This window comes from Arthrobacter sp. NicSoilB11 (assembly GCF_019977375.1).
GTDB lineage: Bacteria > Actinomycetota > Actinomycetes > Actinomycetales > Micrococcaceae > Arthrobacter.
Map to the genome: position 1 here is coordinate 1,870,677 of NZ_AP024657.1, position 15,637 is coordinate 1,886,313.

Annotated in this window: 15 protein-coding genes; 5 read left to right on the forward strand and 10 right to left on the reverse strand. The window is 67.3% G+C overall.

What is annotated here, in order from left to right; all coding sequences use genetic code 11:
- Window positions 1–4: 4 nt before the first annotated feature.
- The 6 genes from LDO14_RS08645 to LDO14_RS08670 all read right to left on the reverse strand — a co-directional run bounded on the left by LDO14_RS08645 (window position 5) and on the right by LDO14_RS08670 (window position 5,266).
- Window positions 5–697 (reverse strand): DUF3000 domain-containing protein, encoded by a 693-nt coding sequence (locus LDO14_RS08645; protein ID WP_026265997.1) that lies wholly within the window; start codon window positions 695–697, stop codon window positions 5–7.
- Between the two features lie 58 nt (window positions 698–755).
- On the reverse strand, window positions 756–1,853 hold the full coding sequence (locus LDO14_RS08650) for a low specificity L-threonine aldolase (RefSeq protein WP_018770752.1): 1,098 nt from the start codon (window positions 1,851–1,853) through the stop codon (window positions 756–758).
- A 58-nt stretch (window positions 1,854–1,911) separates the two neighbouring features.
- Complete coding sequence (locus LDO14_RS08655; protein WP_018770753.1) at window positions 1,912–2,658, reverse strand: SDR family NAD(P)-dependent oxidoreductase; 747 nt, start codon at window positions 2,656–2,658, stop codon at window positions 1,912–1,914.
- A complete protein-coding gene (locus LDO14_RS08660) occupies window positions 2,655–4,022 on the reverse strand; it encodes a DUF6421 family protein (protein WP_018770754.1) in 1,368 nt (455 codons plus the stop codon). Before LDO14_RS08660 ends, LDO14_RS08655 begins: the two co-directional genes overlap by 4 nt.
- Window positions 4,023–4,193: 171 nt before the next feature.
- A complete protein-coding gene (gene msrB / locus LDO14_RS08665) occupies window positions 4,194–4,760 on the reverse strand; it encodes a peptide-methionine (R)-S-oxide reductase MsrB (protein WP_018770755.1) in 567 nt (188 codons plus the stop codon).
- Between the two features lie 14 nt (window positions 4,761–4,774).
- Window positions 4,775–5,266, reverse strand: a complete 492-nt coding sequence (locus tag LDO14_RS08670) for a hypothetical protein (RefSeq protein WP_018770756.1) — start codon at window positions 5,264–5,266, stop codon at window positions 4,775–4,777.
- A gap of 170 nt (window positions 5,267–5,436) precedes the next feature.
- Between LDO14_RS08670 and LDO14_RS08675 the strand changes: the two genes are divergently transcribed.
- The 4 genes from LDO14_RS08675 to LDO14_RS08690 are packed head-to-tail and all read left to right on the forward strand — an operon-like array spanning window position 5,437 to window position 11,069.
- Complete coding sequence (locus LDO14_RS08675; protein WP_018770757.1) at window positions 5,437–6,708, forward strand: alpha/beta fold hydrolase; 1,272 nt, start codon at window positions 5,437–5,439, stop codon at window positions 6,706–6,708.
- Window position 6,709: 1 nt separating this feature from the next.
- A complete protein-coding gene (locus LDO14_RS08680; protein ID WP_018770758.1) occupies window positions 6,710–8,350 on the forward strand; it encodes a succinic semialdehyde dehydrogenase in 1,641 nt (546 codons plus the stop codon).
- Window position 8,351: 1 nt separating this feature from the next.
- Window positions 8,352–9,230: an SDR family oxidoreductase gene (locus tag LDO14_RS08685; RefSeq protein WP_018770759.1), complete on the forward strand. Its 879-nt coding sequence runs from the start codon at window positions 8,352–8,354 to the stop codon at window positions 9,228–9,230.
- 60 nt (window positions 9,231–9,290) lie between these two features.
- A complete protein-coding gene (locus LDO14_RS08690; RefSeq protein WP_223994829.1) occupies window positions 9,291–11,069 on the forward strand; it encodes a multicopper oxidase domain-containing protein in 1,779 nt (592 codons plus the stop codon).
- 25 nt (window positions 11,070–11,094) lie between these two features.
- Here LDO14_RS08690 and ybaK read toward each other — a convergent pair whose 3' ends face one another.
- The 3 genes from ybaK to LDO14_RS08705 are packed head-to-tail and all read right to left on the reverse strand — an operon-like array spanning window position 11,095 to window position 13,030.
- The gene (gene ybaK / locus LDO14_RS08695) at window positions 11,095–11,607 is read right to left on the reverse strand and encodes a Cys-tRNA(Pro) deacylase (RefSeq protein ID WP_223994831.1); all 513 of its coding nucleotides are present in this window, start codon (window positions 11,605–11,607) and stop codon (window positions 11,095–11,097) included.
- 11 nt (window positions 11,608–11,618) lie between these two features.
- Window positions 11,619–12,077: a SufE family protein gene (locus LDO14_RS08700; protein WP_043425219.1), complete on the reverse strand. Its 459-nt coding sequence runs from the start codon at window positions 12,075–12,077 to the stop codon at window positions 11,619–11,621.
- A gap of 29 nt (window positions 12,078–12,106) precedes the next feature.
- Window positions 12,107–13,030: a sulfurtransferase gene (locus tag LDO14_RS08705; RefSeq protein WP_018770763.1), complete on the reverse strand. Its 924-nt coding sequence runs from the start codon at window positions 13,028–13,030 to the stop codon at window positions 12,107–12,109.
- A 215-nt stretch (window positions 13,031–13,245) separates the two neighbouring features.
- Between LDO14_RS08705 and zapE the strand changes: the two genes are divergently transcribed.
- Window positions 13,246–14,283, forward strand: coding sequence for a cell division protein ZapE (zapE, locus tag LDO14_RS08710; RefSeq protein ID WP_018770764.1), 1,038 nt, complete (start codon window positions 13,246–13,248; stop codon window positions 14,281–14,283).
- On the opposite strand, the gene LDO14_RS08715 is transcribed toward zapE, so the two are convergent.
- Window positions 14,280–15,500 carry a benzoate/H(+) symporter BenE family transporter gene (locus LDO14_RS08715; protein WP_223994833.1) on the reverse strand — a complete coding sequence of 407 codons (1,221 nt, stop codon included), beginning with the start codon at window positions 15,498–15,500 and terminating at the stop codon, window positions 14,280–14,282. The two genes, zapE and LDO14_RS08715, sit on opposite strands and share 4 nt — an antisense overlap.
- Between the last annotated feature and the right edge of the window lie 137 nt (window positions 15,501–15,637).

The window sequence follows — 15,637 nt, forward strand, 5'->3', positions numbered from 1 at the left end:
CAGTTTACCGGGCTGCCCCATAACCGTTCTGCTGGCTTCGCCGACGGGGTGGGAGTGCGGTGACGCCGTCGGGGAGCGGCGGCAGGCCGGCGAACGTGCACACCATGTCGGACCAGGCCTCAAGGTGGGCCTGGACATCGGAGGAAGCGGGCGTCCAGGAGGCCCGGAGTTCGATGTCGATGGACCCGGGCCGCCCGGCCAGTGTCCCGAAGCTTTCGGAGAGGACGCGGGTGGCGGTGCCGCCGGCGGCCCGGTATGCCGCCTTGTGGTTTTCCAACGCCTCCACCAGCCAGGTCCACGCCACGGTTCCCAGCATCTGGTCGTTGCCCATTTCCGGTTCCAGCTCTGCACGGATGTAGGTGACGATCCGGAATTCGCCATCCCAGACCGCCGAGCCATCCGGATCGTGCAGCAGGATGAAGCGTCCGGTGGCCAGCTCCGTTTCGTCCTCGTCCGCCGGTCCCGGGGCGGCCGTTCCGGATGCGGCGGCAAACGCCATGGCCGCAGGTCCGTGGACCGGCGTGGACGGGGTTGCGGCGCCCGGTGCCATCACCTCTGCGCCCAGCGCGACGGCGAAGGGTGCCAGCCGCGCGGGGGCTGGGATCTCCGCGAGGCGAAGTTCCTTCCGGCAGCGGGCTTTCCTGAGGGTTCCCAAGGCGTGGAGAAAATCCGGGGGAACCTGGTCCAGTGCGTTCACCTTGGCAGATTACGGGGCGGGACGGGCCGGGGCAGGAAGGCTCGCCGTCGGCGGCCGCTCACCCGGCCTGGCCGGCGCGGTATTCCCGGAGCTCATGGCGGATCGCGGCAGCAAAGGTATCGACGTCCTCCTCCGTGGTGTCAAAGGAACACATCCACCGAACTTCCCCTTTCGCCTCATCCCAGTCGTAGAACCGGAAGGACTTCCGCAGACGGTCCGCCGTACCGGGGGGAAGGATGGCGAAGACTCCGTTGGATTCGGTTTCCTGGGTGGGCCGGACGCCCTCAATGGTGTCGACGGCGGCACGCAGCCGGGTGGCCATGGCGTTGGCGTGTGCGGCCGAGCGCAGCCACAGGTCGCCTTCCAGGAGGGCGATGAACTGGGCGGACATGAAACGCATCTTGGAGGCCAGCTGCATGTCCATCTTGCGCAGGTAGACCAGGCCGTGGGCGGCTTCCGGGTTCAGTGCCACCACTACTTCGCCGAAGAGCAGCCCGTTCTTGGTGCCGCCGAAGGAGAGGATATCGACGCCGGCGTCCCGGGTGAAGGCGCGCAGGGGCACGCCCAGGTGGGCTGCCGCGTTGGCCAGCCGCGCCCCGTCCATGTGCAGCTTCATGCCCCTGGCGTGCGCGTGGTCGGCGATGGCACGGACTTCTTCCGGCGTGTAGCAGGTGCCCAGTTCCGTGGTCTGGGTGATGGAGACGGCGAGCGGCTGGGCTCGGTGCTCGTCACCCCAGCCCCAGGCCTCCCGGTCGATCAGTTCAGGAGTCAGTTTCCCGTCCGGCGTGGGCACGTGCAGGAGTTTTAGGCCGCCGATGCGTTCCGGTGCCCCGTTCTCGTCCATGTTGATGTGGGCGGTGGAGGCGCATACCACGGCACCCCAGCGGGGGAGCAGGGACTGCAGCGACAGGACGTTGGCGCCGGTGCCGTTAAAGACGGGGAAGCATTCGATGCCTGGGCCGAAGTGGTCAACCATCAGTTCCTGCAGCCGCGCGGTGTAGTCGTCTTCGCCGTAGGAGACCTGGTGTCCGCCATTGGCTGCGGCAAGGGCTGCCAGGACTTCCGGGTGGACCCCGGAGTAGTTGTCGGAGGCAAATCCGCGCACGTTGGGATCATGCAGCCGCAGCGCCGCACGGGTTTCTGCTGTGGTGGTCATAGGGTTGCTCACGCTTTCAGTTTAGGTACTGCCACGCCAGGCAAAGCCAGACAGGCGGTCAGTCCGCCAGCCGGAGCCGGGCGCCGTTGAGTTCGGCGGACGGAGTGGTGAAAAGCCGGACGACGGCGGCAGCCAGGTCAGTTACGTCCGTTGCCCCCGGGAATTTCCGCTGGGGATGGGCGCGGCGCAGGTCATCGTCCACCAGCGCCTTGACCACCAGGATGGTGGCGGCCGCCGGGCTACCGCTGCTCCCGGAGGCCTGGCGGAAGCCATCGGCCATGGCCATGGTCCAGGTTTCCGCGGCGGCTTTCGCCGCCACGTAGCTGGCGACCGCTGCGGCGGGCTGATCCAGGGCAGTGGATGAAACCATCGCAAACCTTCCCGACGTGGAGGCGGCGATGTCGTCGAAAAAGACGCGTGACACGTTGCGCAGCGTGGTGATGGCGCCGCGTTCCAGGAAGTCCCAGTCGTCGTCGGACTGGTCCGCGATGCCCTTGGCCCCGCGCCAGCCGCCCACCAGGTGGATCACGCCGTCCACCGCCCCCAAGGCGCCGGTGACGTCGTCGCGCAGCCGCCGGACGTCCGCCAAAACCGCCAGGTCGCACGCAAATGGACTGACGCCGTCGCCCGCTTTCCGCGCTGCCTCCGTGATCCGGGCCTGGTCGGAGCCCGCCGTGGCCACCCGGTGCCCCGCGGCAGCCAGTGCCCGCGCCACGGCGATTCCCGACGCGCCGCTGCCGCCGGCCACCAGGACAGTGAGCGGCCGGGCGGAGGGCGCGCCCCCGGCCGGACCGGCGCTGCTCACAGCGCGGAGCGGCCGGTGATCCCGGCGGTGGACTCAATGACGGGGCGCATCTTCTTCTCCAGTGCCTCGTAGAACATGGACAGCGGGAACTCGTCGTCCAGCACCTGGTCCGTAAGTCCGCGGGGCGTCCCCGCCAACGGCAGCGCGTCCGGGCCCTTGGCCCAGACGGAGGCGGGGTTGGGCGTGACGGTGGCCGAAACCAGCTGGTAGGCCGCCAGCCAGTGGGCGGTCTTGGGACGGTCAATGGACCGCCAGTAGAGTTCGTCGATGCTGGCACCCAGGGCGATCACGGCGTCCGCCACCTCATCCCAGTCGATGGTAAGCCGGGTATCCGTCCAGTGCAGCACGTGGTGCTGGTGCAGCCAGGCAAAGAGGAGCTGGCCGCCCAGGCCATCGTAGTTGCGGACCCGGCTGCCGGTGATGGCGAAGCGGAAAATGCGGTCGAAGATGATTGCGTACTGTACGAGCTTCGCGTGCCGCCGTGCGTCGGGGTCGGCGTCGTCGTCCCTTTCGATCCGCACCGATTCGCGGAAGGCCGTGAGGTCGCAGCGCAGTTCTTCCAGCGAATACAGGAAGTAGGGCATCCGCTGCTTGATCATGAACGGATCGAACGGCAGGTCCCCGCGCATATGCGTCCGGTCGTGGATCAGGTCCCACATCACGAAGGTGGCCTCGGTGAGGTCCTGGTCCGCGAGCAGTTCAGCGGCGGCCTCCGGCAGCTCCAGGGCCGTGATCTCCGCGGCGGCCTTCAGCACGCGGCGGAACCGGGCGGCTTCACGGTCGGCAAAGATGGCGCCCCATGTGAACGTGGGGGTCTGGCTGACGGCCACAGTCTCGGGGAAGAGGACGGCCGAGTTCGTGTCGTAGCCGGGAGTGAAGTCGACGAACCGGATGGGGACGAACAGCTTGTTCGAGTAGTCCCCGGCCTCCAGTCCGGCGATGAATTCGGGCCAGATGACCTCCACCAGCACAGCCTCCACCAGCCTGTTGCTGCTGCCGTTCTGGGTGTACATCGGGAACACCACAAGGTGCTGCAGCCCGTCGCGGCGGTGCTCCTGCGGCTGGAAGGCCAGGAGCGAGGAGAGGAAGTCGGGGACAGGAAAGCCGCCGGCGGCCCATGCCTCGAAGTCTTTGCAGGCGGCGTCCAGGTAGTCGGCGTCGTGCGGAAAGGCGGGGGCCAGGGCCCGGATGGCGGCCACAATGGCATCCACGTACTGCGCTGCCTCCCCGTGGTCCGCGGGGTTGGGGACGGACCCGTCCTGGACCTGGAGCGCCTGCAGTGCGGTGGCGGCGGCCTTGAGCCGGAGCCAGTCGTGGTCCTGTGCGGAAATCCCGGTGACGGCGGTGGTCAGGGTCTCTGTCATCGTCGGCTGCCTTTCTGGTTGCTTGCTTCTCCGGTGAGCGTAACAAGCAACCAGCAGGACTTATGCCAAAACAACTCATTCGTAAGAAACGCTTAGCCTCGATGGTTTCCGGGAAGGACCGAGACTGTCCCTCCGCTGTGGGATCAGTCCCGGAACGCTGCCCTCTCCGGCTCAGCTTTCCGGCGTACTGTCCCCGGCATCATCCCTGGCCACCAGCCGGAGTGACACCGAATTGATGCAGTAGCGCTGGTCGGTGGGCGTTCCATACCCCTCGCCCTCAAAGACGTGGCCCAGGTGCGAGTCGCACGACGCGCACCGCACCTCAATCCTTTCCATGCCCAGGGTCCTGTCGTGGATGTAGCGCACATTCCCCTCAGCCAGCGGAGCCCAGAAGGAAGGCCAGCCGCAGTGCGAGTCGAACTTTTCGTTGCTGGTGAACAGTTCGGCGCCACACGCCCGGCACTGATACACACCCTCTGTGTGGGTATCCCAGTACTCACCGGTGTAAGGGCGCTCGGTTCCGGCCTGCCGCAGCACGTGGTACTCCTCCGGCGTCAGTTCCTCCCGCCACTGTTCATCGCTCTTCCTGACGACAGTTTCCGGGATGCCGGTGTCCTGCTGAGGGGTGTCCTGTGTGGCAGGGTCATGCCGGGCAGGGTCCTGCGTGGCATTGGCCGGTGCCCCGCCAACAACGCCTGCCGACTTGTTACCGAAGATGCTGTTTCCAAAGATGCTCATAGCATTCCCAACGCTCAGGAGTCGCCGATAAATCCCGAGCCCGCGTACAGGTGGAGCACAGGGACACCGAGCTGGTCCTGCGCCTTGTTGGCCCAGTCGGTGTGGAAGGTATCGGCCACGGCATGCGGCCTGGTGATCACTACGGCCTGCGAGGCGCCGGTTTCCCGGACCTTCGCCACAAGGCCGTCCACCGCCTTCCCCTCCACCACCTGGCCGCTCACACCCGAGCCCAGGCCCTCCAGCGCGGCAAGCGAGGTGGCGAGCGTTTCATCCGCGTGCGCCCGCTCGGCGGCGGCGTCCGGGTTGCGGCCGGCGAGTTCCCGGAATGCCTTGGCAACGTCCAGCATGGAGAGGTTTTCGAGGAAGTCCACGAGCAGGTGGCGCTCGGTGTTCGCAGGGACCAGGACCAGCAGCCGGCTGTCCGACCCATCCACCAGCCGTTCAATGTTCACGCGGTCGTCCGCGCCCAGGGGTTCTTCGGTCAGGATGATGATCGGATCACTCATGGCCTTAGCCTAGCGCCGCTCGGGGGCGCCCGCACCGCACTTGGAGAAAGTGCCGGAACACGACCGGAGAGCCGTGCGCCGCCGTGCCGTTCCTGCCCGGGAATGCGGGTATCGGCGGCAACGCCGGTAAGAATAGTCCCATGGCACCTTTCCGGCGAGCGCGCCCTGCAATGACTGCAACCACCAGGGATTCCGGCGGAATGTCACCGGGGGCGAAGTGGGCCATCGGCGGAGCCGTCGCCGGCGGCTCCGTGGCCAGCCTGCTGGGCGCCGGTTCGTCCGCGCTCGCCGTGTACTTTGCCCGCCGCGTCATTACCCCGGCCCGGCAACGGGCAGCGGACAAGGAACTGCTGGCCGTAATCCGGGACGGGCAGAAGCAGCAGGTGATCCTGGCCGCCAACGACGACACCACCGTGGATGGGGTTTACGGATTCTTTTTCGACGGCGGCAAGGGCCACGCGCGGATCGGCCGCATCATCTCCTACTCGCCGGCCGAACGCACGGTCCTGCGCGAGGTCGAAGCCGTCTACAGCGGCGACCTGTCCACGGCCCGCTGGGGATGGTGGAGCGGCGCGACCTACCCTGACCCGGCCGCCGTCGGAATTCCTGCCGAGGACGTACTGATACCCGTGGAGCGCGGGGGAGCGCCGGCCTGGCTGGTCCGGGCCAAGGGGACAGCCCGCACCTGGGCCATCATGGTGCACGGCCGCGGAGCCACCCGGCAGGAAGCGCTGCGGGCGGTGGGACCGGCACTGGAGTTGGGCCTGACCAGCCTGCTGGTGTCCTACCGCAACGACGGGCTGGCGCCGTCGGCCGATGACGGACGGTACGGCCTGGGCTCCACGGAGTGGCAGGACATCGAAGCCGCCATTGAGTATGCGCTGGCCGAGGGGGCCGAGGAAATTGTCCTGTTCGGCTGGTCCATGGGAGGGGCCATCTGCCTGCAGACCGCGGACCTTTCCCGGTACCGGCACCTGATCCGGGCCATGGTGCTTGACGCACCCGTGATCGACTGGGTGACCGTGTTGGCGCACCATGCACAGCTGAACCGGATTCCGTCGCTGGTGGGCCGCTACGGGCAGCTGATGCTGGGCCACCCGCTGGGGCGCCGCCTGACCGGCCTGTCGGCACCGGTGGACCTGAAGGTCATGGATTGGGTGTCCCGGGCCGTGGAGCTGCGGACACCCACGCTGATCATCCACAGCGTTGACGACGAGTACGTGCCCTACGGACCGTCCGCGCTCCTGGCCGAACGGAACCCGGAGATGGTCACGTTCGAGACGTTCAACCACGCACGGCACACCAAGGAATGGAATGTGGACCCCGAGCGCTGGGAACGGCTGGTTAAGGCCTGGCTCCGGCAGCAGCTCGCTCCGCGCCTCAACCCCGGCACGGGGCTCACCCCTGGAACGCTGGCCGGGCACACCGCTGCGGGGGCGTGACATGGCGGACCAACTCCACGAACAACAGCCCGGGACGGCGGCCTTGAGCGCGCGGGGCCGGGATCTCGCCGCGGGACTGTCAAGGCTGGTTGCGGCAGCACCGGGCGCCCCGACGCAGGCTTCGCACGCACCCTTTGACGGCACGCTTGTGGGCGAAGTGCCCGTGTGCAGCGCACCCGACGTTGATGCCGCCGTCGGAACTGCCCGCGTGGCGCAGCGGTACTGGGCAGGCGTTTCCGTCGAAGACCGTTGCAGCGTGATCCGGCGCTTCCGCCGGCTGGTGCTGGACCGGGAGCAGGACATCCTGGACCTGGTGCAGGCAGAGAGCGGCAAGTCCCGGCTGAGCGCCTTTGAGGAACTTGCGGACGTGGTCCTGACGGCGGACTACTACGCGCGCACCGCAGAACGGCACCTTGGGCCGCGCCGCCGGAAGGGCGCCGCGCCGGTCCTGACCCGCACCACCGAACACCGTCTTCCCAAGGGAGTGGTGGGGGTCATCAGCCCTTGGAACTACCCGCTGACCCTTGCGGTCTCGGACGCCGTCCCGGCCCTGCTGGCCGGGAACGGCATCGTCCTGAAGCCGGATTCGCAGACGCCCTTCACCGCCCTGCTGATGCTCAAACTGCTCCGGCAGGCGGGGCTTCCCGCAGGCCTGTTCCAAGTGGTCACAGGGCCCGGCACTGCAATTGGCCCTGCCTTGATCGCGCGGGTCGACTTTCTGATGTTCACCGGATCCTCGCAGACCGGCAAGACGGTGGCGCGGCAGTGCAGTGAGCGGCTGATCGGCTTCTCGGCCGAACTCGGCGGCAAGAACCCCATGCTGGTCCTGGCCGATGCGGATGTGGGCAAAGCCGCCGCCGGCGCGGTACACGCCTGTTTTTCCAACTCCGGACAGCTGTGCGTCAGCATCGAACGGATCTACGTGCACACAGACGTCCATGACAGCTTCCTGGCCGCCTTCGCGGCCGCGGTGAAAGGCATCCGCGTGGCTCCCGGACCGGACTGGGACATCGGCATGGGATCCCTCATCAGCCCGGGGCAGCTGGAACGGGTTGACCGCCACGTCCAGGATGCGCTCGCCAAAGGAGCCCAACTGGTCACCGGCGGACGGCACCGGCCGGATCTGGGGCCGCTGTTCTACGAGCCAACGGTCCTGACGGGAGTCACGCAGGAGATGCTCCTTGCCAGGGAAGAGACCTTTGGGCCGGTGGTGGCCGTCTACCGCACAACGGACGACGACGAAGCCGTTGCCCTGGCCAACGATTCCGACTTCGGACTGAATGCCAGCGTCTGGTCGGCCCGGCGGGGCGAGGCAGTGGCCCGCAGGCTTCTGACGGGAACGGTCAATGTCAATGAAGGCTACGCAGCCACCTGGGCATCCCATGATGCACCGATCGGGGGCATGAAGGAGTCCGGCGCAGGCCGCCGCCACGGCCGGGAAGGCATCCTCAAGTACACCGAGCCGCAGACCATCGCCGTGCAGCGGCTGCTCCGTGTTGCACCCCTTCCCGGCATGTCCAACCGGACCTACGCACGGATCATGAAAGGGGCCATCAGGGTGATGGGCCGCGTACCCCGAAGCCGTCAAAGGACACTGCCCGTGGCGCCGGGACACGCGCCGCCAACATCGCAGGAGGACTGATATGCCCCAGGGAACCAGGCTTTCCGGCGCAACTGTGCTGATCACGGGAGGCGGCAGCGGGCTGGGCCGCCGCCTGGCGCTTGGAGCAGCCCGGCGCGGAAGCCGGGTGGTGATCTGGGATGTGGACGTCCAACGCGGCACGGCGGTGCGCGACGAGATCCGGGCTGCCGGCGGTTTGGCCGAAGCCCATGCCGTGGACGTCACGGACCGTGGGGGCGTGAAGGCCGCGGCGGCTGTTGCCGGACCCGTGGATATCCTGGTCAACAACGCCGGAGTGGTCAGCGGCCTGGCACTCCTCGACGCCACGGAAGAAGCCATCGAAAGGACCATGAAGGTCAACGTCATGGCCCTGTACTGGGTCACCCGCGGCTTCCTGGGCGGAATGGTAGACCGCCGGCGGGGAACCGTGGTCACCATTGCCAGTGCTGCAGCCCTGGTGGGCGTCGCCCGCCAGACAGACTATTCCGCCAGCAAGTTTGCCGCCTTCGGTTTCAACGAATCACTCCGTGCCGAGCTCCGCGCTGGAAAAATTGGTGTCAATACGCTGGCGGTGTGCCCTTATTACATCGACACGGGGATGTTCGACGGCGTCCGGACGCGCTGGCCCCTGCTTCTTCCCATCCTCCAGGAAGAGCAGGTGGCAACCAAGGTCCTGGATGCCATCGAAGCCGGGCGCCGAAAGCTGGTCCTGCCGCCCATCGTGAACCTGCTGCCGGCCCTGCGGGTCCTTCCGGTTGGCGTCTTCGACCGGGTCATGGATGTGCTGGGGGTCAACCAAACCATGGACCATTTCACCGGCCGGGCCGCGGGGCGGACTGGAGGGCATACCGGGGTGGCCCACCCCCTTACAGAGGGGACCCGTGACCCTATGACGGACTAAAGCACAGGTTTATCCTGCTGCCCAAGGGGGGATACCGCTGCGAAGAAATGGGGCCCCAAAATGCGCATTACAAGACGACAACTGCTGCAGGCCGGCGCTGTGGCCGGTGCAGGTGTTCTGACCCAGGCTTATGGATCCGGGGCCAGCCCGGGACTGGCGGCCCCTGTTTCCCCGCCCGGCACCTTTACGGAGCAGCTTCCCGCGCTCGCCGACCTGGGGGTTATCGACATGCGGTCCGGCGGCAACCTTGAGTTGTGGGCCCGCAACTCCCGCCACCGCTTCCAGGCCGAAATGGGCCTGACCGACACGCTGACGTACCAGGACGCTGCATCAACCAGGAGTTACCTGGGGCCGGTCATCATCGCCCGGAAGGGTACACCCCTGAGCCTCACAGTCCACAACGATATTGGGCGGCATCCCCTTGCCTTCGCCATCGACCCGGAACTGGTCCCGCCTGGCAGCAACGACGCCCAATCTCCCAGGACGGCTGTCCACCTCCACGGCGGCAACACTGCACCAACGTCCGACGGCGGCCCTGGACAGACTTTCCGGCCCGGCGCCTCGTACACCTACCACTATGGCAACAACCAGGATGCGGCCGGCCTCTGGTACCACGACCACGCGCTGGGCCTCACCCGCCTGAATGTCTACGCCGGGCTGGCCGGTGGCTACCTGCTCCGGGACACCCGCAGTACGGGCATCGACACCGGCGACGGGACACATCTTCCACCGCCGCCATATGAATTGCCGCTGGTCATCCAGGACCGCATGTTCAACCCGGACGGCTCGTTTGCCTACCCGCCCAACCCTGAACTAGTGGACGCAGACGGCGCAGCCCGGCCCTGGGCCCCTGAGTTCTTCGGCGATGTTGCCACGGTCAACGGAAAATGCCGGCCCAACCTGGACGTGGCCCGCGGCAAGTACCGCTTCCGGATGTTCAACGGCTCCAACGCGCGGTTCTACGACTTCAAGTTCATCGCGGACGGCACCGCAGTCACTTTCCACCAGATAGGGTCCGACGGCGGCCTGCTGGACGCCCCGGTCAGGCTCAACAGGCTGGTCATGGGACCCGGTGAGCGGGCAGACATTGTGGTGGACTTCGCCGGGCTGAAGGCAGGTTCGAAGGTGGTCCTGGCCAACAGTGCCCGGGTGCCCTTCCCGAACGGGCCGGAATCTGTCCAGCGCGGCGCCATCCCGCTCCCACAAATCATGCAGTTCACTGTCCTCTCCGAGCCCGGCTATACGGTGCCGCTGCCGGCCCAGCTGCGGTCCGAGCCTCTCACCCGGCTCGTGGAACTGCCCACCGTGGCCACCAGGTCCATGGCATTGGTGGAAGTGGCGAACACCGATGACGTTCCCATCATGGCGCTGCTGAACAACAGGATGTTCGACAGCCCCGACATCACGGTGGTGAAGCAAGACACACTGGAACAGTGGGAACTCATCAACACCACCGTGGACGCCCACCCGATCCACCTTCACTTCACCCAGTTCCAGGTGCTCAACCGGCAGAAGTTCGATGCCGACTCCTACCTGGAGGCCACGGACTTCGTGGACCCCAAAACCGGACTCGTCACGCCCGGAAGGGGGTGCGCTGTACCGGTCAAGCCCTTCCTGATCGGCCGTCCCAAGGCCGCGCCGGCCAATGAACAGGGATGGAAGGACACCGTGGTGGCGATGCCTGGCGAAGTGACGCGGATCCGCGTCCCCTTCGGTGCAGCCGCTGCAGGAGGTGACCCACTGGCCATCGGCTCATCCTTCACGGGTGAATACGTCTGGCACTGCCACATCCTGGAGCACGAGGACAACGACATGATGCAGCGGTACGTCATCGAGTAGCCAGAGGCTCCCAGCCCCTGCACTGCTATGGACGGGAGTTGCCCGCAGCCGGCGAACCAATGGGCGCCGCAACAGCTTCCGTCAGCCGGATGAGGTCGGCCGGAGCTAGCTCGATGTCCAGGCCGCGGCGCCCCCCGGACACCAGCATCGTCTCCAGCCGCAACGCGGAGGAGTCCAGGACCGTGGGGGAGGGCTGGCGCTGGCCGATCGGGGAGATGCCGCCCAGCACATAGCCTGTGCGCCGCTGGGCCGCTGCGGGATCAGCCATGGCAGCCTTCTTGGCTCCGAGTGCGGCAGCCATTGCCTTCAGGTCGAGGGTTCCGCTGACAGGTACGATGCCCACGGCCAGCCGGCCCTCCACGTCCACCATCAACGTCTTGAAGACGCGGGACGGATCAATGCCGAGGGCCTCGGCGGCCTCGGTGCCATAGCTCGCGGCCGCCGGATCGTGGGTGTAGGGGTGGAGCACAAAGGGAACCCCGGCCGCGGTCAAAGCCTCTGTGGCCGGGGTTCCCTGGGAGCCGTTCCTGCGTGCCATGGAGGGGGGGGTCAGGCGACCTTGGCGTCTGCGGCCACCTTGCGCTTGATCCTTCCCAGCATGGCCGTCATGCCCCTCATGCGCAGCGGGGTGATGGCCCGGGTGAGCCCCAGCAGCTCCGGCATGTCGTCCGGCACGGACAGGATCTCCTCCGCGGACAGGCCGTCCAGTCCCTCGTGCAGGACGCCGGCAAAACCCCGGGTGGTGGGAGCCTCAGCCGGGGCCTTGAAGTACAGCCGCACGGCGCCGGCGGGACCGGCGTCGTTCTTCTCTGTCTCGATGGTGAGGAACAGCGGCGACTGGCACTCCACCACCTGCTCCAGGAGTTCGGGGTGGTCCTTGAGCCGGTCGGGGAGCTCCGGCAGTCCTTCCGAGAACTCCAGCAGCAGCTGCAGCCTCTCGGGTTCGGACAAGGCCTGGAAGTCGTCCACGATTGCCGCCAGGGCGGAAGGCAAAGCTTGAGTAGTCATCGTTCCAAGTCTACGCGGGTGGTCCTGCGTCAGGCTCCGACGGCGACGGGAACGGAACCACGCTCGGCGCCCTTGACGATCGGCACCCGCACGGCGTTGCCCCACTCGGTCCACGATCCGTCGTAGTTGCGGACGGAATCAAAGCCCAGGAGGTACTTCAGGGCGAACCAGGTGTGGCTGGACCGCTCGCCGATGCGGCAGTACGCCACGACGTCGTCACCCTCGGACAGCCCGGCTTCGCCCAGGTAGATGGCCTCCAGTTCCTCCCTGCTGCGGAAGGTGCCGTCAGCTGCGGCGGCACGGGCCCAGGGAATGGATGCCGCAGTGGGGATGTGGCCGCCGCGGAGGGCGCCCTCCTCCGGGTAGGCAGGCATGTGGGTGCGCTGGCCGGTGTATTCCTCGGGGGAGCGGACGTCGATGAGGGGCTTGCCCAGGTGAGCCAGGACGTCGTCCTTGAAGGCGCGGATTGGGGCGTCGTCGCGCTCAACCACCGGGTAGCTGCCCCGGGCGGGGGCAGGCCGGTCCTTGGTCAGCTCGCGGCCTTCGGCGATCCATTTGTCCCGGCCGCCGTCGAGCAGCCGGACATCCTGGTGGCCAAAGAGCGTGAAGACCCAGAGCGCGTATGCGGCCCACCAGTTGGACTTGTCGCCATAGATGACCACGGTGCTGTCCCGGGAGATGCCCTTGGACGCCGCCAGCTCAGCGAAGGCCGCGCCGTCAATGTAGTCGCGGGACACTTCGTCGTTCAGGTCGGTGTGCCAGTCGATCTTGACGGCACCGGGGATATGGCCGGTCTCGTACAGCAGCACGTCCTCGTCGGACTCCACCACCACCAGCCCGCCATTGGCCACTGCGCCGTCCTTGATGGCAGCCGCGAGCCACTCCGTGGAAACGAGCCGCTCCGGGTGGGCGTAGGCTGCGAACTTCTCATTCTGTTCAACCGGGTAGGGCATGGCTTGGCCTTTCAGTAAGAGCACGGGAAACCGTGGAACATGCATTGGAACCTGTTCCCACCCTAGCCAGCGCCCATGACGTTGTCCGTATTCCGTTAATAGGACGAAATGTTGCCTTCGTCACGCCCTCGGTCGGGAGGGAGGCAACCAGCCCGGGTCCGGTCCGCATTGCCGGTATCCTTTCTGGGGACCAACCACCAGCAGAACGGACCACCTTGGTACAGATCGAACAGCTTGCCGCCCGCACTCCGGCAGTTTCGGTGGACGAACTCCTCAAGGGCTTCTACCCATCGCCGCGGTTCGGGGAGGTCTCCTTTGCGAGCTACCGCCCGGACCCCAAGCAGCCCAGCCAGGCCGCCGCCGTGCGCGAACTGGAAGGGTTTGCCGACGGCGTGGGGTCGGGCAACGGAGGCGGGCTGTTCAAGAAGCTGTTCGGCAAAAAGGACGATTCCCGTGCCGGCATCTACCTTGACGGCGGGTTTGGCGTGGGCAAGACCCACCTGCTCGCTTCGCTGTGGCATGCCTCGCCGGGCCCCAAGGCTTTCGGCACGTTCGTGGAGTACACCAACCTCGTGGGCGCCCTGTCCTTCCGCAAGACCGTTGACGCCCTGAGCAGCTACAAGCTGGTCTGCATCGACGAATTCGAACTGGACGATCCCGGCGACACCGTCCTGATGTCCCGGCTCATGCGGGAACTGGCCGACGCCGGCGTCAAGCTCGCCGCCACGTCCAACACCTTGCCGGGTTCCCTGGGTGACGGCCGCTTTGCCGCCGTAGACTTCCAGCGCGAAATCCAGGTCCTGGCGGACCAGTTCGAGGTCATCCGCATCGACGGCGAGGACTTCCGCCACCGCGGCCTCCCCGCCGCACCGGCCCCGCTGAGAAACAGCGAACTTAACGCCCACATGAAGGCGGAGTTCGACGGCAAGACGGTTGCCCAGGACGAATTCTCCACCCTCATCCACCACTTGGCCGGTGTCCACCCCAGCCGCTACCGCCAACTGATCGACGGCATTGACGGCGTGGTGTGGCGCAACGTGGAAACCATCAAGGAGCAGGCTGTGGCGCTGCGGTTCGTGGTCCTGGCGGACCGGCTCTACGACAAGGACGTTCCCATCCTGGCCAGCGGCGTCCCCTTCGACCAGCTGTTCACCGAGGAAATGATGACCGGCGGGTACATGAAGAAATACTTCCGCGCCGTGTCCCGCCTGACCGCCCTGGCGCGTGAAGGGCAGAACCACGAACCGTCCTAAGAGGCGGTCCCGCTGCGCGGTGGCTGCAGCACCCACCGCACCGCAAGCCCGGCAATGAGCGCCCAGAACGCGGAACCGATTCCGGCAAATGCCAGGCCTGAGGCCGCCATCAGGAACGTGACGGCCGGGGCGATGCGGTCTTCCGTGTCCGCCAGGGCAGCCGAAATCGCCGACGCAAGGGTTCCCAGCAGGGCCAACCCGGCCACTGCTTCGAGCATCCCGCCCGGCGCCCGGTTCACCACCGCCACCAAGGCAGCGGAAAAAGCGGCAAGCACCAGGTAGGCCAGCCCGGAGGTGAAGCCGGCAACCCACCGCCTGCTCCGGTCCCCGCCTGCTTCCCCGCCCGCGGCCAGCGCCGCGCTGAGCGCTGCAAGATTGATGGCGTGGCCGCCGAAGGGAGCCCCCGCAACAGTCCCCGCTCCCGTGACCAGCATCGCCGGCCGCCACGGAGTGTCATATCCGAATGACCGCAGGACAGCCACCCCGGGAACGTTCTGCGACGCCATGGTCACCACGAACAAGGGGACGGCGATGCCCACCAGGGCCTGCAGGCTGAACGCCGGCGTGGTCCAGGCGAGTGCGGGCATAAGGCCTCCCGCATCCACCGGCGTCCCGGCGGACGCCAGGGAAATTCCGATCACGCCCAGGGCCATGAGCAAAGACGCGGGCACCGCCCACCGCGGAGCGAACTTCATCATCACCAGCCAGCACAGGATCACCGGCGCCACAAAACCGGGAACCGTGCCCAGGGCTTTGAAGGGGGCCACGCAAAGCTGGAGCAGGACCCCCGCCAGCATCGCCTGCGCCAGCGGGGACGGAATCCGCGCCATCAACTTGCCAAGCGCCGGCACCATGCCGTTCAGCGCCAACAGCAGGCCTGTCGCCAGGAAGGCGCCGACGGCGGCCGGCCACCCGCCGTCGGGCATTCCCGCTGCAGCCAGCAGCGCCGCACCCGGCGTCGACCAGGCCAGTGTCACCGGAACCCGGGAGCGCCAGGCGAGGACCAGGACGCCCAGCCCGACGGCGAGGGTCAGCGCCAGCAGGCCGGACGCGGCCTGGGTGGAATCGGCGCCCACCGCCTTGAGGCCGGCGAGGACTACGGCAAAGGACGAGGTAAAGCCCACCAGGGCGGTAACGATCCCGGCGACAACGGGCCGGGAGTCGAACCGCGGCAGTCCGGCCTTGGTTGTCCTGGAGGGTGCGGGGGAGTTGGGCATACCCGGCAGGTTACCGGCGCGGGTTTGGGAACCGGCAATCGGGGCTGCCAAAGGCAGACTGGCCGGGCAGCCGATGGCATCCTTAAACGCCAAAGGCGCGGGCGCCGCCTCGCGGCGGGACCCGCGCCCCGTTGACG